This window comes from Streptacidiphilus sp. MAP12-20, from assembly GCF_041262525.1.
Lineage (GTDB): Bacteria > Actinomycetota > Actinomycetes > Streptomycetales > Streptomycetaceae > Streptacidiphilus.
The window spans coordinates 1-21,768 of sequence record NZ_JBGCCK010000034.1; the positions used below are offsets into that span (position 1 = coordinate 1).

Consider the following 21,768-nt stretch of genomic DNA (forward strand, 5'->3'; position numbering starts at 1 on the left):
GGCAGCTCTTCGACGAACAGCACGCTTTCACCTCCGTCCCGGCAGATCTGGCCGTCGCTGCTTGACTTGTTAGGCACGTGAGATGTCTTTCAGCGTCCGACAGATAAGCGTCACGTGGCGGCTAACCCGTCCTGGCCCGGCCAAACCCCCGCGGTTCGACGCGTCGGTCAGCGTTGCCTTGCCGAAGAACGACACCAGGGCCCCCGCGATCAAGCAGTCCGGGCACCGCTGCCCGGCCCACTCGGCGTCCCGACGAGCCTTCTTGACAGTACGTCATGGACACGCCAGTTTGGTGGCATTCGCTCCCACACCACTCCGAGAGGTGTCTCGTGAAACGACAGCTGCTCAGCGCCGCCACCGCCCTGCTGCTCGCCGGCGCAGGCGCCCTCGCCGTCACCGTGCCCGCGCACGCGAGCACCGCGGATGTCTCCGTCAGCTTCGCCGGGACCGTCGCCCTCGACGACTGCAGCGGCTCGGTGGTGAGCTTCGCCAACTCCTCCCCCAGCGACCCGGCGCTGGTCCTCACCAACGGCCACTGCCTGGAGTCCGGCATGCCCGACCCCGGTCAGGTGATCGTCGACCAGCCCTCCAGCCGCACGTTCACCCTGCTCGACGCCTCCGGCAACGGCCTCGGCACGCTGCAGGCCGACAAGGTCGCCTACGCGACGATGACCAACACCGACGTGACGATCTACCGGCTGACGAACAGTTACGCCGACATCCAGAACACTTACGGCATCAGCCCGTTGGTGATGTCCGAGAGCCATCCCGCAGCCGGTGCGTCGATCGAGGTGGTCTCCGGCTACTGGCAGACCACCTACTCCTGTTCCATCGACGGCTTCGTCAACCAGCTCGACGAGGGCAACTGGGTCTGGAAGGACTCGGTGCGCTACACCCCCAGCTGCAACACCATCGGCGGCACCTCGGGCTCACCGGTCATCGACACCTCCACCGGACAGGTGGTCGCGGTCAACAACACCGGCAATGAGAACGGCGAGTCCTGCACCGTCAACAACCCCTGCGAAGTGGACGCGAACGGCAACGTCACCGTCCACCAGGGCACGAACTACGCCGAGGAGACGTACTACATCCCCGCCTGCTTCGGCCCCGGCAACCAGCTGGACCTGACCCGCGCCGGCTGCGGTCTGCCCCGCCCCTGAGCACCGGGACTCAAGGGCGTAGCGCCCGTCAGAGTGCGGGATCCGTGGCCCGGTGCGGGACGGGGCGGCGGCCGGTCACGGTCAGCAGGACGTCCTTGACGGGCAGCTCCACCACCCGACCCGTGCCGAGACGGAAGTCCGCATCGGTGGCGCGCAGTTCGAGTCCGGCGAGGTCGACGCCGAAGTAGGCGAGGGCGCGGGGACGCGAGTGTTCGAGGACCACGGCGATGCGCTCGGGCGGAGCCGGGGGCAGCCCGAGGGGCTCGGTGATGTCCAGGCCGTGGATCACGTCATGGCTCAGCGCGGCGGCCGGCCCGCCGCCGGGCGGCTGCCAGGGGTGGCGAACGTTGTCGCGCAAGGTGCCGAGCAGCTCGTCCGAGGTCATCCGGGCGGCGTCGCGGCGGGCGACGCGGTCCGCGTAGCGGTTGAAGGAGAAGCCCGCGGCGATCATTCCCGCCACGAAGCTCGGAGTGCCGGTGCGGAACGGCATGGTGATGTGGGCGACCACCTCGCGCACCCGCCAGCCGGCGCAGAGGGACGGAGCGTCCCACTGTGCTTCGGTGAGATCGGCGAGGAGCGCGGCGAGGCGCTCGCGCTCGGCATGGGTCTGCGCCTGCAGCTCTGTTGTTCTCGGAGTCATGGGGTTCGCTCTTCCTGCTGAGGGAGTGGACATGCCTTTCACTCCCTCATACGAGGCGAGGGCCGCGAACTCATCGCTCTACGACAGAAGACTTTCCGGATGCTGCGGGAGTCCGTACTCGGCGAAGCGCTCGCCCCAGCCGAGGAAGGTGACGATCTCGGCGACCCGGTTCCCGCGCAGCTCCAGCACGAGCAGCGCGAAGGGTCGCAGCATGCCGTCGGGGTCCGGCCGGTACTGGCCGAGCGTCGGGCAGCCGCTGGCGGGCGCCCCCGGCAGGAGTCGGTGGTCGGCGCAGGCGTCCGCGCCGGCGGTCATGGCCGCCCCGATGCTCGCGGGACCGTGCAGCCACCAGGCGAAGGGAGGCATGCCGGAGCGCACGTCCTCGGCGAGCAGTCCGATCAGCCGCTCCACGTCGTGGGCCTCGAAGGCGTCGACGTAGGCGCGGAGCAGCTCCTGCTGCGTGGTGTCCGTCGGGTCGGGCACGTCCGCCGGAGCGGGGCGGTGCTCGGCCAGGGTCGCCCGGGCCCGCTGCAGCGCGCTGTTCGCGGACGCGACCGAGGAGTCGACGATCTGGGCGGCCTCCGCGGCGGAGAAGCCGAGGACGTCGCGCAGCACCAGCACGGCCCGCTGCCGGGGCGGCAGCCACTGCAGGGCCGCGACGAAGGCCAGCCGGACCGACTCCCGGCGCGCCGAGAGCTCGGCCGGGTCGGCGACGTGGAACAGCCGCGAGTCGGCCATCGGCTCCACCCAGTGCGTCGGCGCCAGCGGCGTCCCGAGCACCCCGTCCGTCGCGGCGGGGCCGAGATCCCAGGGCAGCGCGCGGCGGCGGGCACCGCGCAGCAGGTCGAGGCAGACGTTGGTGGCGATGGTGTGCACCCACGTGGACAGGCCTGCCCGGTCCGGGTCGTACCGGTCGAGCTTCCGGTAGGCGCGCAGCATCGTCTCCTGCACCGCGTCGTCGACCTCGCCGGCAGCGCCCAGCATGCGGTAGCAGTAGCCCGTCAGCGGCCCTCGGAGGGGTTCGAGGGCAGTCTCGGCGAAAGTCGATCCATGCATCGCAGCCACCCGTCCATGATGACGAACCCGCACGACGGATTGCCTGCGGAGGGCTCAACACTCTTCAAAAAGTGATATCACTATGCTAGACATAGAGAACCGACCGGAGCGAAGGAGGGCCCGATGCACGCAGCAGAAAGCGGCCGGTCCGCGAGCGACCCCGTGGCGGTCGAGGTCAGCCATCTGGGCAAGAGCTTCGGTGGCCGGACCGCCGTGCACGACGTGTCGTTCAGCGTCGCTCGCGGCGAGGTGTTCGGATTCCTCGGCCCGAACGGCGCCGGCAAGACGACAACGGTGAGGATCCTGGGCACGCTGATCACGCCGACCTCCGGGTCGGCGACGGTGGCCGGTATCCCGTTGACCCCGGAGAACGAGGTGGAGATCCGTCGGCGGATCTCGATCATGCCGGAGGCTCCGGGGCTGTACCGGAGGCTGACCGTGCGGGAGAACCTGGAGTTCTTCGCCCGCCTGTACGGCCTGTCGAAGCGCTCCGCCCGGATCGAGGAGGCACTGGACGCCGTCAACCTCGGCGACCGCGCGGAGGACCCGTGCGGGAGTCTGTCCAAGGGACTGCGCCAGCGGGTCGCCCTCGGCCGCGCGCTGCTCAACGATCCTGAAGTGATGTTCCTCGACGAGCCGACTTCCGGACTGGACCCGGTGGCCGCGCACGATGTGCACGGCCTGATCGACTCGCTGCGGCAGCGCGGCGTCACCGTCTTCCTCACCACCCACCGGCTCAACGAGGCCGAACGGCTCTGCGACCGGATCGCGATCATGAACACCGGCCTGCAGACGATCGGCCGACCCGACGAACTGCGCCACACCCTCTTCGACAGGTCGCTGGAGATCACGACCTCCGCACCCCTCCCAGACGCTGACCTCGTCTTCACCGGCCTCCCGGCCGTCGAGGGCTGGCAGCACGACACCCGGGTGACCGACGGCACGACCGGCTACGTACTGGCCGTGTCCGATCCCGCCCAGGCGGCGCCGCAGGCGGTCCGCGCCCTGGTGGCCGCCGGGGCGGACGTGTTGTCGATCAGCGAAGCGCGGCACTCGCTGGAGGACGTCTACCTCGAACTGGTCGAGGACCAGGAAGGCGGATCCCGATGACCACCGCCACGGCCCAGATCGGCGCGGTCGTCCGCAAGGAGCTCACCGAGTTCCGCCGCAACCGCTTCATCCTCTCCACGATGGCCGTCTTCCCGGTCCTCTTCCTCATCTCGCCGACGGCCACCATCCTGGCGAGCAAGGCGGCGGTGAACAGCCAGAAGCTGGACACCCAGGTCGGCGCCTCCCTGATGATCCTGATGCTGATCCCGGTCCTGCTACCGGCCACTGTCGCGGCCAACTCGGTGGTCGGCGAAAGAGAGCAGGGAACCCTGGAGCCGGTGCTGACCACACCGATCCGCCGCGAGGAACTGCTGATCGGCAAGGCGGTCGCGAACCTCATCCCCGCGATCGTGCTCTCCTACCTCGTGTTCGGCGTTTTCCTGACGGTCGTGGGCATCGGCGCGAATGCGGTGATCGCCACGGCCATCTATCACGCGCCGCAGATGCTCGCCGAGGTCTTCTACATCCCGCTGCTGGCTTGCTGGGCGGTCTGGGTCGGCATCGCCGTCTCCACCAAGGCCAACGACACGCGCGTCGCCCAGCAGCTGAGCACGCTGGGTAGCTTGCCCCCGGTCGCCGTGATCGCGCTCATGTCCTTCGGCGTGATCAAGCCGACGCTCACGACCGCCCTCGCGTTCGCAGGCTGCCTGCTGGTGATCGACTTCGCCGCCTACCGGTTCGTCGCGAAGCTCTTCGACCGCGAACGAATGATCACCGGCACCAAGACCGAGCGGCACTGAACCCACCCCGCACGTCAGAGAAGGAGGCAGCCCGATGGTTGCTGAAGAGCCCAGCGGGATCCAGGCCCGGATGCCGCAGTCGCCGGTGAGCGAGCACCCCGCGAGCGCCTGGCCCGGAGGACCGGCGCTGGCCGGCGGCCTGGTCCTGATCGTCGCGGGCGCGGTGCTGGCCGCGAACTCCACTGGTGCCGCCTCGAAGTTCGCGGCCGTGCCCATCGTGGCCGGTGTCCTGCTGCTGGCCGGGCTGACCGCGGTCTCGCCGGGCCAGGCCCGGGTGGTCTCCCTGTTCGGCCGCTACGCGGGAACCGTGAGGGACACGGGTCTGCGCTGGGTCAATCCGTTCACCCGACGGCAGCGGATCTCCACCCGGATCCGGAACCACGAGACCGAGGTGCTGAAGGTCAACGACGCCGACGGCAACCCGATCGAGATGGCCGCCGTGGTGGTCTGGCAGGTCGACGACACCGCCAAGGCCGTCTACGCGGTCGACGACTTCGTGCAGTTCGTGGCGATCCAGACCGAGACGGCGGTCCGGCACATCGCCGGCAACTACCCGTACGACGCGCACCGCGACGAGCAGCTGTCGCTGCGTCAGAACGCGGAGGAGATCACCTCGCGGCTCTCCGCGGAGATCACCGCCCGGGTCGCCTCCGCCGGCGTCCACGTGATCGAGTCGCGCATCACCCGGCTGTCCTACGCGTCCGAGATCGCCCAGGCGATGCTGCGGCGCCAGCAGGCAGACGCTGTGGTCGCCGCGCGTCAGCGGCTGGTCGAGGGAGCGGTCGGCATGGTCCGCCAGGCCCTCGACGACCTCGCCGACCAGGGCATCGTCGACCTGGACGAGGAACGCAAGGCCGCGATGGTCAGCAACCTGCTTGTCGTGCTGTGCAGCGACCACGCCACCCAGCCCGTGGTCAACACCGGCTCCCTCTACCAGTAGGCGGGGGCAGGTGACCGAACGCAAGAAGATCCTCCTCCGCCTGGACCCGAAGGTCCACGACGCGCTGGCCCGCTGGGCCGGGGACGAACTGCGCAGCACCACCGCCCAGATCGAGTACGTCCTGCGGGCAGCCCTCGCCCAGGCCGGCCGCCTCCCCGGCAACGTCGGCGCCATGCCCCGCCGCGGCCGCCCCCCGAAGGACGGCAGCGCACCGGCCCCCGCCGACGAGCCGCCGGCCGACGGGACGGCTGAGGAGTGACGGCGTGAGAGCCGTCCTGGACGGAGCCGCCCGCCCGCGCTGTACCGTCGAAGTGTGATCTTGCCCAAGGAGCGCGACCCCCGGTTCATCACTGTTCGACGCGGCGGGACCCTTACAGACTCCGACCATCGGCTCCTGGCCCTGTGGGCGGCAGCGTGCGCGGAACACGTGCTGCACTTCTTCGAGTCGGCGCAGCCCGCAGACCCCCGGCCGCGTCAGGCGATCGAGCAGATTCGGGCATGGGCTCGCGGAGAGATCAGGATGTCCGAGTCCCGCGCAGCGGGCGGCCATGCCATGGCTGCGGCACGAGTGTTGAACGGAGCGGCTCGCCACGCGGCATTCGCTGCCGGCCAGGCCGCGGTGGTGGCGCATGTCGCCGCGCACGAGCTCGGAGCCGCCGCCTGCGCGATCAAGACTGTGCGAGCCGCGGCTCCCGCAGGCGAGACCGAGGGCGCCGGACAGCTCGAGTGCCGCTGGCAGCGTGAACAGCTTCCGGCGGCGATTCGCGAACTTGTCCTGGACGATCAACGCTTGCGCAACGAGATCTGTTGGTCGGTCTTCGACTGACGCAGGAGGCCGCAGGCACCACGGTCCCCGCGAGGCGGCGTGGACCCGGTACGACTGCGGCATCGTGGAGTTCCTGGTGCGCACGTTCCAGGGGCGGCTTCAGCGCACCCCTTTCAGTGGGACCGACCTGTGGCGGAACGGGTCCCCGAGCTTTGTTCGCGGCTGAGCCACGAGGGACTGGCCTACTTCGACCGGGCGGGCTACCGGCGCGGGCCAGCCTGGCTCGATCAACCCTGGTCGCCGTCGAGGGCCTGCGCCGTTCCGGCTGAGCCGGGTCCGTCGGAGCCCGCCCGGGCGGGTTCCCGACGGAACCCGCTGCCGCCAACCGTTCGGCCCTTTCCTCCGGGGCGCACCCGGCATAGCGTCCTGTTATGACCTCACGTTCCGGCAACAAGACCCTCAACCGCGTCGTCCTGCTGACCGCCTGCGGGATCGTCGGCGCCGCCGTGGCCAAGGAACTGCGCAAGCCCGCCGGTGAGCGCAGCTGGCACGGCCGGATCGTCGGCCTGCCGTACGACTTCCGCCCGCCGACGCCCGCGCGGGTGCGCGCAGAGTTCTGGGACCCGGACAACAACGCGCTGTTCACCCCGCACGCCTTCGGGGTCGGCTACGGCGTGAATCTCGCCCGCGTCGTCGGGCGCTTCTGCCCGCCGGACTGACGAGGCCGGTCTCGGGGCCGCCGAGCTACCTCGCGAGGTAGACGGTGTTGGTCGCCGCGCGCTCCTGCAGTGGGTTGTCGAAGGTGACGACCTCGGCCCGCACCTCGCCGAAGACCTGTGCAAGCTTCGCCATGAACTCCTCGTCGGGCCGATCGTTCGACCAGAGCGCGAAGACCCCGCCGGGTCGCAGCTGCGCCCGGAGTCGCAGCAGGCCCGCGGGCTCGTAGAAGTCGGCGTGGCTCGGATGCAGCAGATGCCGCGGCGAGTGGTCGACGTCGACGAGGATCGCGTGGAACCGCCGGTCCGGGGCGGCGGGGTCGAGGGCGACGGCGGAGCGGATCAGCGCGAAGAAGTCGCCGTGGACCAGCGTGCAGCGAGGGTCCGCCGCCACGCCGGAGGCGATCAGGCCCTGCTCGTGCCATTCGATCACCTCGCTCAGCGCGTCGACGACGACGAGCGAGGACACGTACGGGTTCTCCAGCGCCGCCTGCGCCGTGCAGCCGAGGCCGAGCCCGGCCACGGCCACGTCGAGGGAGGTCCCCGCGGCGTCCGCCAGCTCCGCGAGAGCCAGGCGCGCCAGCTCCACCTCGGCGACCGTGAAAAGGCTCGACATCAGGTACTCGTCGTTCAGTTTGATCTCGTAGACGTCCTTGCCCACCGCTGGGTACCAACGCCGGCGCAGCACGAGCTCACCCATCGGCGTCTGCCGCCAGTCGAGTTCCTCGAAACGGAGACTCACAAGAACTCCCCCAGCAGGGTGGTGCGCGAAGACTGTCGTCTCGGAGTCTGACACGCGCGAGCCCCCACCTCCGTCAACCGCCCGACAGCCGGTGTGTGAGCTTCTCGCCCTCGATGTCGGGGTCGGGCACGTACTTGGCGAACCACTGCGGGTGGTACCAGAGCTTCGCGCGGACCAGTGCCATCACGGCGGGCACGAGGGCGAGGCGGACGACGAAGGCGTCGAGGAAGACGCCCGCCGCGAAGCTGAACCCGATGGCCTTGATGGTGGGGTCCTTGCTGAACATGAACGCCACGAAGATCGCGAACATGATCAGTGCGGCCGCCGTCACCACCCGCGCCGCCAGGCCGGTGCCGCGTTCGACGGCGTTCCTGGCCTCGCCGGTCTTCGTGTAGTCCTCCTTGATCCGCGAGACGACGAACACCTCGTAGTCGCTGGAGAGGCCGAAGATGATCGCCAGCATGATGATGGGCAGGAAGCTGATCGTCTCGGACTTGGTGATGCCGAAGACCCGTTGGCCCCAGCCCCACTGGAAGAGCGCGACCTGCATGCCGAACGCCGCGGACACCGAGAGCAGGAAGCCGAGGATCGACGTGATCGGCACCAGGATCGTCCGGAACGCGAAGGTCAGCAGGACGAAGGCCAGGCCGACCACCACCACCAGGAACACCGGCAGCGCGGAGGACAGCTTCGCGGACACGTCGATGTTCGAGGCGGTGACGCCGCCGATGAGGATCGTCGCGCCGCTGGTTCCCGCGATCGTGGCGCGGTTGTCGCGCAGCGCGTTGACCAGGTCGGCGGTGGCCGGGTCGTTCGGGCCGGTCGTCGGGACCACGCGGATGACGCCGATGCCGTTGGCCACGGTGACCGGCGTCGCCACGGCGACACCCGGGATCTTGCTGAGCGAGGTCGCCATGGTCTGCACGGTCTGCGGCGAGGTGACACCGTCCGCCACCACCTGCAGCGGCCCGTTGAAGCCGGGCCCGAACGCGGCCGTCGTCAGGTCGTAGGCCCGGCGGGAGGTGTCGGAGGTGGGCTTCGAGGAGCCGCTGGGCAGGCCGAGCTGGACACTCAGGGCCGGCACCGCCAGCAGCAGGAGCAGCGCGATTCCCCCGATGAGCACGGGCACGCGGAACCGGACCACGAAACGGGCCCAGGCCGCGCCGAAGGTCCGATGCGGAGCGGTGGCGGCGGTGACCGCGACGTCCTCGTGATGGCCGGGCCGCAGCGGGGTGCTGATGAAGTTGGTGACCTTCTCCCCCGCAAAGCCGAGCATCGCCGGGAGCAGGGTCAGCGAGATCAGCATGGCGATCGCCACGGCGGCGGCCGCGGCCAGGCCCATGACGGTGAGGAAGGGGATGCCGACGACGGAGAGGCCGCAGAGTGCGATGACGACGGTGAGCCCGGCGAAGACCACGGAACTGCCGGCGGTCCCGGCGGCCAGGCCCACCGATTCCTCCAGTTCCCGGCCCTGGAGCAGGTTGTTGCGGTGCCGGGACAGGATGAACAGGCCGTAGTCGATGCCGCAGGAGAGTCCCAGCATCAGTGCGACGGTCGTCGACGCCGACGCGATGGTGATCACCGCCGCGAGAGCGGTGACCCCGGTCAGCGTGATCACCACGCCGATGACCGCGGTGAGGATCGGCAACCCGGCGGCGACCAGGGCCCCGAAGGTGACCAGCAGGATGATGAACGCGACGACCAGCCCGATGATCTCGGGCAGTTCGGAGGGGACGAGCCGCCACCCCGGGTAGACGCTGCCGGAGTACTCGACCTGCACGCCGGCGTCCCTCGCGGGGGCCACGGCGTCCTGGACGGCGTTCAGCGACGCGTCCTTCACGTCCGCAGGCTGGGCGGAGAACTGCACCTGCCCGAGCGCGACCTGACCGTTCGGCGAGACCGCTTTCGCCTGGTAGGGATCGCTCGCCGAGGCCACCTGCGGTGCCTTGGCCAGGTTTGCGACTGCCGCCTCGATCCCTGCCTTCGGCCCCGGATCGGTGACCTTCACCGCGCCGTGGGTGGCGAACACCACCTGCATCTGACCGCCCGCCAGAGCGGGCAGCTTCGCCTTGAGCAGATCCGCGGTCTGCTGCGACTCGGTGCCGGGGATGGTGAAGTTGTCGTTGGTCTTGCCCCCGCTGACCACCGAGAGCAGGACGGTGGCGACCACGGCGACGAGCCACAGGCACAGCACGAGGCGGCGCCGCCGGAAAGCCCACTGGGCGAGACGGAACAGGTAGGTCGACACGCGCCCACCGTCGCACGGCACCCCGCCGACCTGCCCGCCGAGCTGCGCCGTCCGAGGAGCCGCGCCCTTCCCTTCCCTGCCCTTCCCTGCCCTTCCGTGCCCTCCGTACGGGCGCAGGCCCGCCGTCACGCACACTGGACGCATGCCAGGTCTGGAAGCCGAGTTCACCCCCGAGCAGATCGACCGTTCCCGGGCCAGGAAGCGGGAGACCGTGCCGCTGCGCTACGCCTCCGCGTCGCTCGGCCTGGTCGTGCCCGCCGTCCTGGGCTTCACCCCGCTCGGCGCCGCGCTGGTGCGCGCCGCCGGGCGGATCGCGGGCGGGGGCTGGATCGCCACCGCCGTGCTGGGCGCGATCGCCCTCCTGCTGGTGATGTATCTGCTCGCGCTGCCGGTGTCCGCGCGGATGGAGGTCGTCAACCGGCGGTGGGGTCTGTCCATGCGCTCGTGGCGGCTGTTCGCCGCCGACGCGGCGAAGGGGTTCGCGATCGGCGCGGTGCTGTTCGCCGGCGCCGCCGTCGGCCTCTACGGGCTGATGCGGGCGCTGCCCGGCAGTTGGTGGACCTACGCGGCGGCGGGCGCGGCGGGGCTGGTCTTCCTGCTGTCGTTTCTGCTGCCCGTGGTCGTCGAGCCGCTCTTCAACCGGTTCACCCCGCTGCCCGACGGGCCGTTGCGTCGTCAGCTGATGTCCCTGGTCGACGCGTCCGGCGTGCGGGTGCGGGACATTCTGCTGACCGACGCCTCCCGGCGCACCACGGCGACCAACGCCTACGTCTCCGGCATCGGACGCACCCGACGCGTGGTCGTCTGGGACACCACCGTGGAGCGCGCAGCCCCGGAGGAGGTCGCCGCGGTGGCGGCCCACGAGCTCGGCCACGCCGCCCGAAGGGACGTGCTCATCGGCACGCTGGTCGGTTCCCTCGGCACGGCCGCCACCGTCTGCCTCATCGCGGCCGCCCTGCGCTGGGGCCCGCTGCTGCACGCCGCCGGCGTCAGCCGACCGGCCGACCCGAGGTCGCTGGGGCTGGTGCTCGCCCTCGCCACGGCGATCGGCGCGGCCGGCGGACCGGTCCGCCTCGCGTTCAGCCGACGCGTCGAGGCACGCGCCGACACCTACGCACTCGGTCTGACCCGCGCCCCGGAGACCGTCGTCGCGATGCAGCGCCGCCTCGCGGTGCTCAACCTCGCCGACCTCGAGCCCCACCCCCTCGCCGTCCTCCTCTTCGGCAGCCATCCGCCCACCCTCGCCCGCATCGCCCAGGCCCGCGCCTGGGCCGCGACCCACGGCCTGCCGGACCCGCCCCGCCTGCCCTGGACAGAGCACCCGAGCGGACCTACTGTCGAGGCACCTTAATCAATTAGTTGACTATGGAGTGCCTGATGAAGTCCTTCCGTGAGGCGATCGAAGCCAAGGACATGGACGCGGTCGAGGCGATGCTCGCCGACGACGTCGTCTTCACCAGCCCGGTCGCGTTCCGGCCCTACCCCGGCAAGGCGATCACGGCGGCGATCCTGCGCGGCGTGGTCAAGGTCTTCGACGACTTCCGCTACGTCCGCGAGATTCAGGGCGGCGCGCACCACGCCTACGAGTTCGTCGCCACGGTGGACGGCCTGGAGATCAACGGCTGCGACTTCCTGACCTGGAACGACGAGGGGAAGATCGTCGACTTCAAGGTCATGGTGCGCCCGCTGCGCGCGGCCGAGGCGCTCGCGGCACGCATGGGTGCGCAGTTCGCATCCATCAAGGCCGAGGCGGATGCCTTCGAGGCGGAGGCCGCCGAGGCCGGGTGACGGCAGCCGGTCAACGCAGGGTAGCGGCGCGCCGGTCCAGGACAGCCAGGCTCTGCTCGGCCCAGCGCAGGTTCTCCTGTTCGAAGGCGATCCCGCGCTGCAGCGTGAGATACGGGCCGACGCGCTCGGCGTGCGCGAGGTAGTCGTGCTCGCTGCGCCCGGCCAGCAGCCGGGCGCGCAGGCGCTCGTAGCGGGCGAGCTTCGCCCGCGCCCACTCCCCCCGCTCGCGGATCGCGGCACGGACGGCCTCGTCGTCCCCCGCGTCGATCGCCTGGACCTTGACCAGCAGCTCGTCCCGGATCGCGGTGGGCCGGGGCGGATCGGCGGTGAATGCGCGCAGGGCGACGCGACCGGCCTCCGTGAGCGAGAAGAGGCGCTTGTTGGGTCGCCGCTCCTGCTCGACCAGGCGCGCCCGGATCAGGCCCTCGGCCTCCATCCGGTCCAGCTCCCGGTACAACTGCTGAGGAGTGGCCATCCAGAAGTTGGCCACCGACGCGTCGAACTCCTTGGCCAGGTCGTAACCCGACGCCTCGCCCTCCAGGAGTGCGGCCATCACCGCATTGCGCAACGCCATGCCCCGAGGCTACCGGCCCTCGGACCCCCGTCCGGGTTCAGATCGTCACCGGGCCCCGCTCGGTGGCGAACTCGACGGCCACCAGGCCGGGCTCCTCGTCCTCCACCCAGGTGACGTCCACCTGGTCGAGCGGATGGTCGGCGGGCTCCCCCAGGAAGTCGGCGATCGCCGCGGCGTCCCCGGCGATGGAGAGCCCCTGGATCCGCGAGGTCGTGCGCGGCTCCGCCGAGGGCCGCTGGTCCGGGCCGACCAGCCACTGCAGGAAGTAGGGCAGCTGCGGATCCTCCATCAGCTCCAGCAGCCCGATCTGCTTCCAGTGCAGGTCGAAGCCGTCCGGGCGGACCCGGTGGCCCTCGGCGGCGGTGCGGCCCAGGCGCGCCTCGACCGGTGCCATGTCCTCGACGGCGACCACCCAGCCGAGCCAGCCGCCGCCCTCCGCGGCGCGTCTGGCGACCGCCTGCCCGAAGGGCGCACGGTCGGCCGCCGGGTGGTCGAGCGTGGTCACCACCTCGACGTAGGTTCCTCCGGCCAGCGGCAGCACGAAGTTGCGGGTGCCGAAGCGCGGGTGCACCCCGCCGTCGACGAACCCCGCGCCGAGGGCGGAGCCGATCCGCTGCACCGTCGATACGAAACTGTCGCGGGCCACCGCGTATGACACATGATCCAATCGCACCCGGTCATCATGGCTCGCCCCGTCCCCTCGACGCCGTTCGCCACGCGCCGACCGCCGTCGGGTAACGCATCCGGCCGAACGCCGCCGGGCGTGCCGCCGACGGCGTCAGGCAGGCTGCGGGGTGAGCCGGTGCAGGCCCTTGCGGTCGTAGTAGCGGGTCATCCCGAAGCCGAAGAGCAGGGCGAGCGCGAAGCCGATCGCGATCATGATCCAGGCGCGGGTGAGGCCGGCGTCGGCGCGCGCGTCGAAGTAGAGGATGGCCCGCACCCCGTCGCTGAGTTGACGCATCGGCTCGAAGATCGCCAGGAAGCGGTAGAAGGACGGGACGGCCTGCAGCGGGATGGTCGCCCCGGACGACGGCAGGCCGAGGACGATGAAGACGAACATCGCCACGAGCTGTCCGATCCCGCCGAACGCGGCGTTGAGTGCCTGGACGCCCAGGCCGACCGCGAGGCTGGCGCAGTAGGAGTAGATCCAAAGCAGCGGGATGTGCGAGGCGTCCATGCCGAGGATCGCGATGGTGGCCACCATGACCAGGGTGGTGCTGAGCACGGTGATGCCCGCGCTCATCACCATCTTCAGCAACAGCGTCTGGGTGCGGCTGATCGGCACGGTGGGGCGGCGGGTGTGCCAGGGGCCGATCTCGTTGTCGGCGTAGCCGAGGGCGGTGTCGACGCCGGTGTTGATGATGTTGCCGCCGAGGAAGCCCGCCAGCACCAGCAGCAGCGTGTAGTAGAACGCGCTCAGGCCCAGGCCGCTGTGCGCGCCGAGCGGGTGGCCTGCCTGTGTGACGACCTCGACCGGGTCCGCCAGCAGCAGGCGGGTCGTGGAGCCGGTCTGCGCCGTGGCCGGGGAGGCGGTCAGCTGCTTGCCGATCGTCAGTGAGGCCTGGTGGGCAGCGTTCTGGGTGATCTGACTGGCCAGCGACGAGCCGAGGCTGCCCTTGGCCGGGTTGGTGAGGACCGTGATCGTCGGATGCGCGGTGGCGTTCGCCGTGGTGAGCGCGGCGACGGAGGCGGTGAAACCGGCGGGGATCTCCAGGGCGCCGTAGACCTTGCCGGAGGCGAGCTCGTCCGCGGCCTCGCTCTGGCTGAGCGTGCGCCACTCGACCGGACTTCCCCCAGCCCTGGCGGTGGTGACGGACCGGGTGATCTCGGCGCCGAGGTTCTGCTGCTGACCGGGCAACGGCGGGCCCTGGTCCGCGTCGACCACGGCGATCGGCAGCCGGTGCAGGTCCTGGCTCGGGGTCAGGATGCCGCCCATGTAGAGCAGGGACAGCAGCAGCGCGAGCAGTGCGCTCATCACGGTGGGGAGGAGCCACAGCTTGGGTCGGCGCAGCAGCGAGGCTGCGCGTGTCTGGCGGGGTGCCGGGCGCTGTGTCGGTCGCTGGGAGCTGGCGGAGGCCATGGTTCTCCGAAGGGTTCTGGACGGGTCGTCGGCGCAGTTGACCGCCAGCTCAGGATCGGCGCAGCGGCAGAACGCGGCAACGCGGCGCGGGGCCTCGCGGACGTCGGGGCGAGCCGTCCACCGCACCCGTCCGGAGGAGTCGCGCGTCACCGGCTCGGGTGGCGCCGCGTCGCGGTCCGGCGGACGCGAGAGTCTAATCGAAGGCAATCCGACCACGATCGTGAGGACCGACCGATGCCCAGCGTCCGCCGCCGCTCCCGCCCCGTCGCTTACACCCTGGCCCTCGTGGGCGCGCTGACCCTCGGCCTCAGCGCCTGCAGTTCCACGTCGACGAGCAACAACTTCTCGGGCTCCACGACCAGCGCCTTGGGGCCGGCCACCGGCGCCTCGGGAGTCGGGCCCTCCGCTCTCAAGTCCCTGGCCTCCGCCGGGGTGGCGTCGGCGGCCTCAGCCTCGGCCTCGAACGCGGCCCAGGCCTCGGCCTTCGCCTCCTCGGCCGCCGCCCAGGCCGCACAGAACGCCGCCCTCTACCGTTCCGAGCTCTCACACGTCACCGGGCGGGGCGACGCCGTCTCCGACGTCCAGGTCACGGGTGTGCCCAAGGCGGAGACCGGGGGGCTGCACGCGGTCATCGTGAACATCACCAACCGCAGCCGCGCCGAAGCCTCCTACGCCGTCCAGATCGACTTCACCGACCCGGCCGGACACGTGATCGACACCGACATCGTCGGCACGCAGCATCTCGCACCTGGCGCGAAGGCCACTCCGGTCGCCTTCAGCACCAAGGATGCCGCGCTCACGCTGATCCCCGTGATCGCGAAGGCGCAACGGTTCTGAACAGCCCGGCGGACCGTGAGCGCCGACGTGTCGTCAGGACTCTGACGTTCTGGCTGCGCCCCGCCTTCGTGCTGCGCGTGGTCAACCGCTTCCAGCGCATCGTCGCTTTCGACCGCGCCATGGCGCTGGCCTCCACGGCACTGACAGCGATGATCGCGCTCGCCATCCTCCTCGGTCCGCTGCTGGGCTACGTCGGACAGCAGGACACGGCGAGCCGCATCGTCGCCCGCTACGGCCTGACCGGCGGCGGCGCGGACGCCGTCCAGCAGATCTTCTCCGCCGACGAGCAGACGAGCACCAACCTCCTCGGCGTGCCGTTCCTGCTGATCTCCGTGCTCAGCTTCACCCGTGCCGGGCAGCGATTCTTCGAGCAGACATGGGAGCTGAAACCACTGGGCGTCCGCAACACCGCCAACGGGCTGCTCTGGATCGCCGCGCTCGCGGTGTACCTGACCGGCGCCACCTGGATCCGAGCGGTCACCGGGCGTTCGGGCTCCCTGGATGCCACCTCCGCATGGCTGACCGCTCCCCTGAGCTGCGCGTTCCTGCTGCTGACCGGTCTGTTGCTGACCAATCGGCGGCTCTCCTGGAGGGACCTGCTCCCCTTCGCCGTGGCGGCGGCGATGGCGGAGGCGGCCTACTCGATGGGGGCGACCGCCTATCTGCCCGTCTACTTCAGCACCTCGGCTTCCCGCTACGGCCCGGTCGGCGCGGTCTTCGCGATGATTTCAACCCTCTTCGTCGTCATGCTGATCACCGTCGGCGCCGGCGCCCTCGGCCGTGAGGTCGTCATCGAACTGGAGCGCATCCGCCGTGGGGAGGAAACCCCTGACGGGGAGGTGCGCCAGGAATGGAGCAATCTCCGCGCTGAGGCGCGACTCCGCTGGGACGTCACTCGCGAGCGCATCCAACGGCGTGAGAGCCACCCTCCGCGCGAGCCCGGCTGAGAGGGCCCGACCCTGGCGGCCCAAGATCTCGTCTCGCGTCCGGCGGGCTCCGGGCTTACCTTGCCCGTATCCGCGCACAGAGAGGCTGGACCATGGTTCATGGGGTCGTCGAGGGCCTGTCGGAGATCCGGGAAAGCTTGGCCGACCTCTATCGGGACCTGCATCAGCATCCGGAGCTCTCCTTGCAGGAGACCCGATCGGCTGCCGTGCTCGCGCGGCATCTGCGGGAGGCCGGCTGCGACGAGGTCGCGGAGCAGGTGGGCGTGACGGGCGTGGTCGGGGTGCTGCGCAACGGCGAGGGCCCGGTCGTCATGCTCCGGGCCGACTTCGACGCGCTTCCGGTGGAGGAGCGGACGGGCCTGCCGTACGCGAGCGTGGCACGCGGCGTCGACCAGGAGGGCCGCGAGGTCCCGGTGATGCATGCGTGCGGCCACGACATGCACGCGGCGTGTCTCGTCGGCGCCGCCACGCTCCTCGCGCGGTCGCGGGACCAGTGGCGCGGAACGCTGCTGGTGGTGTTCCAGCCGGCCGAGGAACTCGCGGTCGGCGCGCGCGGGATGGTCGACGACGGGCTCTTCGAACGCTTCCCCGAGCCGCAGATCGTACTCGGCCAGCACGTCGCGCCACTGCCGGCCGGCTTCATCGGTTACGGCACCGGACCCGTGATGGCTGCGGCGGACTCCCTCCACATCACCCTGCACGGGAAGGGCGGGCACGGCTCCCGTCCGGAGTCGACGATCGACCCGGTTCTGATGGCGGCGAATGTGGTGACCCGGCTGCAGGGGATCGTGGCCCGCGAGGTACCGCCGGCCGAGCCCGCCGTGGTCACCGTGGGCCGCCTTCAGGCCGGCACGAAGGAGAACATCATCCCCGACAGGGCCGAACTCGGGGTCAACATCCGCACCTACACGCCGCAGGCGCGCGATCTGGTCCGAGCGGCGGTCGAGCGGATCGTGCGAGCCGAATCAGCGGCCAGCGCCGCCGTGGCCGAACCGGATCTCGATTGGTTCGGCAGTGCCCCGGCCCTGGTGAGCGAGCCGGACGCCACGAAGGCCACGATGGCCGTCTTCACCGAGTACTTCGGCGCGCAGCGGATCCAGACGATGCCGCTCGTGAACGCGAGCGAGGACGTGGGGGTGTTCGGACAGGCCATCGCGGTACCGACCGTCTTCTGGTTCTGGGGAGGCCTCGAAACCGAGCCCACCCTCGCCGCTCTCATGGAGGGCCGCCTCGACGAACTGCCGGGCAATCACTCCCCGTTCTTCGCCCCGGTCATCGAGCCGACCCTGAGCACCGGTGTCGAAGCGCTCGTCATCGCGGCGTTGACCTGGCTCGGCGCACCCTGATCCCCCAGGGCGCTGCGTTCAGCCGTTGCGAACCCGCGTCCACACCAGACGACCGTCCGACCCGGGCTCGCAAGTCAGTTTGGTCTGCTGGCTGCTCGTCGCCGCCTGGCCCTTCGTCGCGCAGAACGTGCCGGCTTTGACCCTCGTGACACCTCCCGGAGCGTGGTTCCGGCGACCGATCGGCACCGGCGCCGCCCCGTGCACCGTGCTGGTGGAAGCCTGCATGCACCCATGGGCCTGCACGGGGCGACGAACGCCCTGGGATACCTGGCGGCCCACGCGCTCGCTCGATGCGCTGAGCCGGTGAGGCCGTGAGCCGGTGGGAGCAGCGGCGTCGCCCGGTCGGCGCAGCGGGCGGCGTGCCGGAGTGTGACGAACCGGTGACTGTGGGACCACTGGACGTGGCCTGCCTGACTTCGTGCATCCGCACCGCTGGCAACCGCGGGCCGGGAGGAGCCGGGGATGGCCTTGGACGCAGAGGACTTCGACCCAATTCCGTCGTGGGGTCGCTCCTGCGACGTCTCCGTCGTCGCGTCGGCCGACGGCGCGACAGCGGCGGTGCTGGGCGTGCCGATCGCCCGGGGCGGCGAGCCGCCCGAGTGGCTCGGCGCGGCCGACCTCGCCGCGGCGGGGTTCCAGGGCAAGGTCGGTGAGACCTTCCTCAGCCCCGGCCCCGGCGGGCGCCCGGTCGTGCTCTACGGGATCGGTCCGGCCGACACCGTGGGCGTGACCGAACTACGCGACGCCGCCGCCACGTTCGCCCTCGCCGCCACAGCTCGTGCCCACCTCGCGACCACCCTGCCCGAGACGGACCGGCAAGGCGTGGAATCGGCGGCGCAGGCTCTCGTCGAGGGCGCCCTGATGGCGCGCTACTCGTTCGATCCGCTCAAGGCGGAGCCTGCGGCTCCTGGCCTGGCATCGCTGACGCTGGTGCTGCCGGAGGCCGCGCGCGCCGACGCGGAGCGGGGGGCCAGGCGCGGCTGGTGGCTGGCGCGAGCGACGCTGCTCGCCCGGGATCTGGCGAACTCGCCCCCCAGTCTGCTGAACGCCGCGCGCATCGCGGAGTGCGCCCTGGACCTCGGCCGCGAGACGGGCCTCGAGGTGGAGGTGTTCGACCAGGAGACCCTGCGACGCATGGGGTGCGGCGGCCTTCTCGGGGTCAACGCCGGCAGCGTCGACGAGGCCCGGATGATCAAGCTCAGCTACACGCCGCCCGCCGCGGACGGGCCACCCCGAGGACGGCTCACCCTGGTCGGCAAGGGGATCATGTACGACTCCGGCGGGATCAGTCTCAAGCCGTCGGACGCGGTGCACGCGACCATGAAGAACGACATGTCCGGTGCCGGGGCCGTCCTCGCGGCCATGTCGGTGCTGGGCGGCCTCGGCTGCCGGACCGCGGTGACCGGCTACCTGATGTGCACGGACAACATGCCCTCGGGTTCGGCCACCAAGCTCGGCGACGTCCTGTGGATCCGCGGCGGCAAGACCGTCGAGGTGCTGAACACGGACGCGGAGGGCCGCCTGGTCATGGCGGACGCGCTCGTGCTCGCCACCGAGGAGCCCACCGACGCCATCGTGGACATCGCCACCCTGACCGGCGCCTGCCTGCGGGCGCTCGGTGCGGAGATCGCCGGGGTCTTCGGGAACGCGCAGGGCCTGGTCGACCAGGTGCTGGACGCCTCCCTCAAGGCGGACGAGCCCGCCTGGCAGCTGCCGCTGGCGCGGCGCTACCGGGCGGAACTGGACTCGGACCTCGCCGACATCAAGAACATGGGCGGCCCGAACGGCGGCGCGATCCACGCCGCGCTGTTCCTCGAGGACTTCGTGGCCGGCCGGCCCTGGGCGCACATCGATATCGCCGGCCCCGCCCAGAACGACCGGGCCGCGTCCTGGCGTCCCAAGGGCTGCACCGGATTCGGGGCGCGACTGCTCGCCCAGCTCGCCTTGGACTTCTCGCCCCCCGAAGCCTCCGAGAGCGGCACCGCGCTCCACGGCGTGAGCGAGGTGACCCGCTGATGAGCGTGCTCGCGTCCATGGACTCCGATTCCGGTGACGAGAAGGGGAGTTCCGCCACCGCGACGGGTAAGGGCAAGTCCGCCGGCGGCGGCATGCAGCGGATCCTCGACGTCATCGAGCGGGTCGGCAACAAGGTCCCGCACCCCGCCGTCATCTTCCTGCTGCTGTGCGTGCTGGTGATCGCGCTGTCCGCGATCCTCTCCGCCTTCAACGTGCACGCCACCTACGAGACCGCCCAGTCCGTCCCGGTGCCCGCGACGCAGCTGCACGAGGGGGGCACCGAGTATCCGGGCACACAACTCCCCGCGGACTCGCAGTACACCCATAACTACGTGACGGTGATGGAGACCAAGAAGGTCGAGAGCCTGCTCTCCGGCGACGGCGTCCGGTTCCTCTTCACCTCGATGACGCACAACTTCAACGACTTCGGCGTCGTGGCCGTCATCCTCGTGGTCATGGTCGGCGTCGGCCTGGCGGAGGAGTCCGGGCTGATCGCGACACTGATCCGGAAGTTGGTGAACCTCGCACCGGCCTGGGCCCTGACGGCCATCATCGTCTTCGCGGGCATCATCTCCAGCGTCGCCACGGACGCCGGATACCTGGTGCTGATCCCGTTGGGAGCAGTCGCCTTCATCGGCGCCGGGCGCCATCCGCTGGCGGGGATCGCCGCGGCGTTCGGCGGGGTCAGCGCCGCGTTCGGCGTCAACATCCTGATCGCTCCCGTGGACGGGATCATCACCGAGATCACCAACCAGTCGATCAAGCTCGTCAAACCCGGCGAGTCGCTCAACCTGACGGCCAACTACTACTTCGCCATCGGTTCGACCATCTTCCTCACCGCGGTGATCACCTTTGTCACGGAGCGGATCATCGAACCGCGGCTGGGCCGGTACGAGGGCGGAGAGGCCGAGGCAGAGCCCAAGGAGCGCCTCGACGCGGCGGCCGAGAAGCGCGGGATGCGTTTCGCCGGTCTGGCGCTGGTCGGCGTGGTCGTCGCCATCACACTGCTCGCGTTCATCCCCGGGGCGCCGCTGCGGAATCCCAAGACGGGCAGCCTCTTCGAGGACTCCCCGTTCATGGACGGCCTGATCGTGATCATCATGATCGCGTTCCTGGTCATGGGCCTCGCCTACGGCGCCGGGGCGAAGACCCTCAGGGGCAGTGCGGCCACGATGGAGGCGATCACGAAGACCTTCTCCGGTCTGGCCGGGCTGATCTTCCTGCTGCTGATCATCGCCCAGTTCATCGCCTACTTCAACTACAGCAACATCGCGACCGTCGCCGCGGTCAAGCTCGCCGATCAGCTCGAAAGCGCGAACATCGGCGCGATCTGGCTGCTCATCATGTTCATCCTGGTCACCTACCTGCTGAACGTGATCATCCCGGGAATCATCCCCAAGTGGGCGATCTTCGCGCCGATCTTCGTGCCGCTCTTCCTCCGGCTGCACGTCGCACCGCAGACCGTTCTGGCCGCCTACCGGGTCGGCGACTCGCCGACCAACGTGATCACTCCGCTGATGGTCTACCTGCCCTTCATCGTCCTGCTCTGCGAGAGGTACAAGAAGAAGTCCGGTGTCGGCACCGTCATCTCGCTGATGGTCCCCTACACCCTGGTCGTCGGCGTCGCCTGGCTCCTGTTCTTCGTGGTCTGGTACTTGATCGGGATTCCGATGGGCCCGGGTGCGCCCGTCAAGATCTGAGCGGCGGGGTGCTGCCTCGGAGGTGGTGACGCGATGAGCCATGCCGCGATATGCCTGGTGATCCTCGCCGTGGTCATCGGTCTGTTCGTCTGGAACCGACTGCCCGTCGAGGTCCTGGCGCTCGGATCCGGTCTCGCGCTGCTGGCCACCGGCGCGCTGACCGTCGACCAGGTGTTCGCCGGTTCTGCTCAACCCGGACACCGGCCTGGTGTCCGGGTTGCCGGTGCTGATGTGCCTGGCTGTTCCCGCCGCCGCGGCCCTGCTCACCCCCGTCGCCACCGCGGCCAACATGATGGTGATGGGGCCGGCCGGGTCGGCGCGATGGCCGTCGTGCCGCTCGCCTGGCCCCTGTGAGGCGGCCC

Annotated in this window: 22 protein-coding genes; 15 read left to right on the forward strand and 7 right to left on the reverse strand. The window is 70.5% G+C overall.

Features of this window, described 5'->3' with window-relative positions; all coding sequences use genetic code 11:
* Window positions 1-329: 329 nt before the first annotated feature.
* Window positions 330-1,160, forward strand: coding sequence for a serine protease (locus ABIA32_RS31200; RefSeq protein WP_370102815.1), 831 nt, complete (start codon window positions 330-332; stop codon window positions 1,158-1,160).
* A gap of 28 nt (window positions 1,161-1,188) precedes the next feature.
* On the opposite strand, the gene ABIA32_RS31205 is transcribed toward ABIA32_RS31200, so the two are convergent.
* Both ABIA32_RS31205 and ABIA32_RS31210 read right to left on the reverse strand, forming a co-directional pair.
* Window positions 1,189-1,800, reverse strand: coding sequence for a maleylpyruvate isomerase family mycothiol-dependent enzyme (locus tag ABIA32_RS31205; protein WP_370102816.1), 612 nt, complete (start codon window positions 1,798-1,800; stop codon window positions 1,189-1,191).
* Between the two features lie 78 nt (window positions 1,801-1,878).
* The gene (locus ABIA32_RS31210) at window positions 1,879-2,856 is read right to left on the reverse strand and encodes an RNA polymerase subunit sigma-70 (protein WP_370102818.1); all 978 of its coding nucleotides are present in this window, start codon (window positions 2,854-2,856) and stop codon (window positions 1,879-1,881) included.
* A 123-nt stretch (window positions 2,857-2,979) separates the two neighbouring features.
* Between ABIA32_RS31210 and ABIA32_RS31215 the strand changes: the two genes are divergently transcribed.
* From ABIA32_RS31215 to ABIA32_RS31240, 6 genes are all read left to right on the forward strand, one after another.
* A complete protein-coding gene (locus tag ABIA32_RS31215) occupies window positions 2,980-3,966 on the forward strand; it encodes an ATP-binding cassette domain-containing protein (protein ID WP_370102820.1) in 987 nt (328 codons plus the stop codon).
* Complete coding sequence (locus ABIA32_RS31220) at window positions 3,963-4,706, forward strand: ABC transporter permease (RefSeq protein WP_370102822.1); 744 nt, start codon at window positions 3,963-3,965, stop codon at window positions 4,704-4,706. The genes ABIA32_RS31215 and ABIA32_RS31220 overlap by 4 nt, the downstream gene beginning before the upstream one ends.
* Before the next feature lie 34 nt (window positions 4,707-4,740).
* The gene (locus ABIA32_RS31225) at window positions 4,741-5,646 is read left to right on the forward strand and encodes an SPFH domain-containing protein (RefSeq protein ID WP_370102824.1); all 906 of its coding nucleotides are present in this window, start codon (window positions 4,741-4,743) and stop codon (window positions 5,644-5,646) included.
* A 10-nt stretch (window positions 5,647-5,656) separates the two neighbouring features.
* Window positions 5,657-5,905 carry a hypothetical protein gene (locus tag ABIA32_RS31230; protein ID WP_370102826.1) on the forward strand — a complete coding sequence of 83 codons (249 nt, stop codon included), beginning with the start codon at window positions 5,657-5,659 and terminating at the stop codon, window positions 5,903-5,905.
* 54 nt (window positions 5,906-5,959) lie between these two features.
* Window positions 5,960-6,472, forward strand: coding sequence for a putative immunity protein (locus tag ABIA32_RS31235; RefSeq protein WP_370102827.1), 513 nt, complete (start codon window positions 5,960-5,962; stop codon window positions 6,470-6,472).
* A 371-nt stretch (window positions 6,473-6,843) separates the two neighbouring features.
* Complete coding sequence (locus tag ABIA32_RS31240) at window positions 6,844-7,131, forward strand: DUF5808 domain-containing protein (protein ID WP_370102829.1); 288 nt, start codon at window positions 6,844-6,846, stop codon at window positions 7,129-7,131.
* A 25-nt stretch (window positions 7,132-7,156) separates the two neighbouring features.
* On the opposite strand, the gene ABIA32_RS31245 is transcribed toward ABIA32_RS31240, so the two are convergent.
* Both ABIA32_RS31245 and ABIA32_RS31250 read right to left on the reverse strand, forming a co-directional pair.
* The gene (locus tag ABIA32_RS31245; protein WP_370102831.1) at window positions 7,157-7,870 is read right to left on the reverse strand and encodes a spermidine synthase; all 714 of its coding nucleotides are present in this window, start codon (window positions 7,868-7,870) and stop codon (window positions 7,157-7,159) included.
* A 73-nt stretch (window positions 7,871-7,943) separates the two neighbouring features.
* Window positions 7,944-10,118, reverse strand: coding sequence for an MMPL family transporter (locus tag ABIA32_RS31250; RefSeq protein ID WP_370102833.1), 2,175 nt, complete (start codon window positions 10,116-10,118; stop codon window positions 7,944-7,946).
* A 142-nt stretch (window positions 10,119-10,260) separates the two neighbouring features.
* Between ABIA32_RS31250 and ABIA32_RS31255 the strand changes: the two genes are divergently transcribed.
* Entirely contained in the window at window positions 10,261-11,469 is a 1,209-nt protein-coding gene (locus ABIA32_RS31255; protein ID WP_370102835.1) for a M48 family metallopeptidase, read from the forward strand.
* A gap of 26 nt (window positions 11,470-11,495) precedes the next feature.
* Window positions 11,496-11,906, forward strand: coding sequence for a nuclear transport factor 2 family protein (locus tag ABIA32_RS31260; RefSeq protein WP_370102837.1), 411 nt, complete (start codon window positions 11,496-11,498; stop codon window positions 11,904-11,906).
* A gap of 10 nt (window positions 11,907-11,916) precedes the next feature.
* Here the strand turns inward: ABIA32_RS31260 and ABIA32_RS31265 are convergent, their stop codons facing one another.
* The 3 genes from ABIA32_RS31265 to ABIA32_RS31275 all read right to left on the reverse strand — a co-directional run bounded on the left by ABIA32_RS31265 (window position 11,917) and on the right by ABIA32_RS31275 (window position 14,560).
* Window positions 11,917-12,480, reverse strand: coding sequence for a PadR family transcriptional regulator (locus ABIA32_RS31265; protein ID WP_370102839.1), 564 nt, complete (start codon window positions 12,478-12,480; stop codon window positions 11,917-11,919).
* A gap of 37 nt (window positions 12,481-12,517) precedes the next feature.
* The gene (locus ABIA32_RS31270; protein WP_370102841.1) at window positions 12,518-13,153 is read right to left on the reverse strand and encodes a VOC family protein; all 636 of its coding nucleotides are present in this window, start codon (window positions 13,151-13,153) and stop codon (window positions 12,518-12,520) included.
* 105 nt (window positions 13,154-13,258) lie between these two features.
* Window positions 13,259-14,560, reverse strand: a complete 1,302-nt coding sequence (locus ABIA32_RS31275; RefSeq protein WP_370102843.1) for a YhgE/Pip domain-containing protein — start codon at window positions 14,558-14,560, stop codon at window positions 13,259-13,261.
* A 234-nt stretch (window positions 14,561-14,794) separates the two neighbouring features.
* On the opposite strand from ABIA32_RS31275, the gene ABIA32_RS31280 reads away from it, so the two are divergent.
* The 6 genes from ABIA32_RS31280 to ABIA32_RS31305 all read left to right on the forward strand — a co-directional run bounded on the left by ABIA32_RS31280 (window position 14,795) and on the right by ABIA32_RS31305 (window position 21,760).
* The gene (locus tag ABIA32_RS31280) at window positions 14,795-15,397 is read left to right on the forward strand and encodes a hypothetical protein (protein WP_370102845.1); all 603 of its coding nucleotides are present in this window, start codon (window positions 14,795-14,797) and stop codon (window positions 15,395-15,397) included.
* Between the two features lie 77 nt (window positions 15,398-15,474).
* Window positions 15,475-16,344 carry a hypothetical protein gene (locus ABIA32_RS31285; protein WP_370102847.1) on the forward strand — a complete coding sequence of 290 codons (870 nt, stop codon included), beginning with the start codon at window positions 15,475-15,477 and terminating at the stop codon, window positions 16,342-16,344.
* Between the two features lie 92 nt (window positions 16,345-16,436).
* Window positions 16,437-17,690 (forward strand): amidohydrolase, encoded by a 1,254-nt coding sequence (locus ABIA32_RS31290; RefSeq protein WP_370102849.1) that lies wholly within the window; start codon window positions 16,437-16,439, stop codon window positions 17,688-17,690.
* Window positions 17,691-18,152: 462 nt separating this feature from the next.
* A complete protein-coding gene (locus ABIA32_RS31295; RefSeq protein ID WP_370102851.1) occupies window positions 18,153-19,706 on the forward strand; it encodes a M17 family metallopeptidase in 1,554 nt (517 codons plus the stop codon).
* Entirely contained in the window at window positions 19,706-21,406 is a 1,701-nt protein-coding gene (locus tag ABIA32_RS31300; RefSeq protein WP_370102853.1) for an AbgT family transporter, read from the forward strand. Before ABIA32_RS31295 ends, ABIA32_RS31300 begins: the two co-directional genes overlap by 1 nt.
* 33 nt (window positions 21,407-21,439) lie before the next feature.
* Entirely contained in the window at window positions 21,440-21,760 is a 321-nt protein-coding gene (locus tag ABIA32_RS31305) for a hypothetical protein (RefSeq protein WP_370102855.1), read from the forward strand.
* The last annotated feature ends 8 nt before the right edge of the window (window positions 21,761-21,768 follow it).

Bases quoted from the DNA above. Each gene is read 5' to 3' on its own strand.
- ABIA32_RS31300 (WP_370102853.1), top strand. From the start codon at position 19,706: ATGAGCGTGCTCGCGTCCATGGACTCCGATTCCGGTGACGAGAAGGGG.
- ABIA32_RS31215 (WP_370102820.1), top strand. From the start codon at position 2,980: ATGCACGCAGCAGAAAGCGGCCGGTCCGCGAGCGACCCCGTGGCGGTC.
- ABIA32_RS31240 (WP_370102829.1), top strand. From the start codon at position 6,844: ATGACCTCACGTTCCGGCAACAAGACCCTCAACCGCGTCGTCCTGCTG.
- ABIA32_RS31220 (WP_370102822.1), top strand. From the start codon at position 3,963: ATGACCACCGCCACGGCCCAGATCGGCGCGGTCGTCCGCAAGGAGCTC.
- ABIA32_RS31305 (WP_370102855.1), top strand. From the start codon at position 21,440: ATGAGCCATGCCGCGATATGCCTGGTGATCCTCGCCGTGGTCATCGGT.
- ABIA32_RS31290 (WP_370102849.1), top strand. From the start codon at position 16,437: ATGGTTCATGGGGTCGTCGAGGGCCTGTCGGAGATCCGGGAAAGCTTG.
- ABIA32_RS31280 (WP_370102845.1), top strand. From the start codon at position 14,795: ATGCCCAGCGTCCGCCGCCGCTCCCGCCCCGTCGCTTACACCCTGGCC.
- ABIA32_RS31260 (WP_370102837.1), top strand. From the start codon at position 11,496: ATGAAGTCCTTCCGTGAGGCGATCGAAGCCAAGGACATGGACGCGGTC.
- ABIA32_RS31255 (WP_370102835.1), top strand. From the start codon at position 10,261: ATGCCAGGTCTGGAAGCCGAGTTCACCCCCGAGCAGATCGACCGTTCC.
- ABIA32_RS31225 (WP_370102824.1), top strand. From the start codon at position 4,741: ATGGTTGCTGAAGAGCCCAGCGGGATCCAGGCCCGGATGCCGCAGTCG.
- ABIA32_RS31205 (WP_370102816.1), bottom strand. From the start codon at position 1,800: ATGACTCCGAGAACAACAGAGCTGCAGGCGCAGACCCATGCCGAGCGC.
- ABIA32_RS31295 (WP_370102851.1), top strand. From the start codon at position 18,153: ATGGCCTTGGACGCAGAGGACTTCGACCCAATTCCGTCGTGGGGTCGC.
- ABIA32_RS31210 (WP_370102818.1), bottom strand. From the start codon at position 2,856: ATGCATGGATCGACTTTCGCCGAGACTGCCCTCGAACCCCTCCGAGGG.
- ABIA32_RS31275 (WP_370102843.1), bottom strand. From the start codon at position 14,560: ATGGCCTCCGCCAGCTCCCAGCGACCGACACAGCGCCCGGCACCCCGC.
- ABIA32_RS31265 (WP_370102839.1), bottom strand. From the start codon at position 12,480: ATGGCGTTGCGCAATGCGGTGATGGCCGCACTCCTGGAGGGCGAGGCG.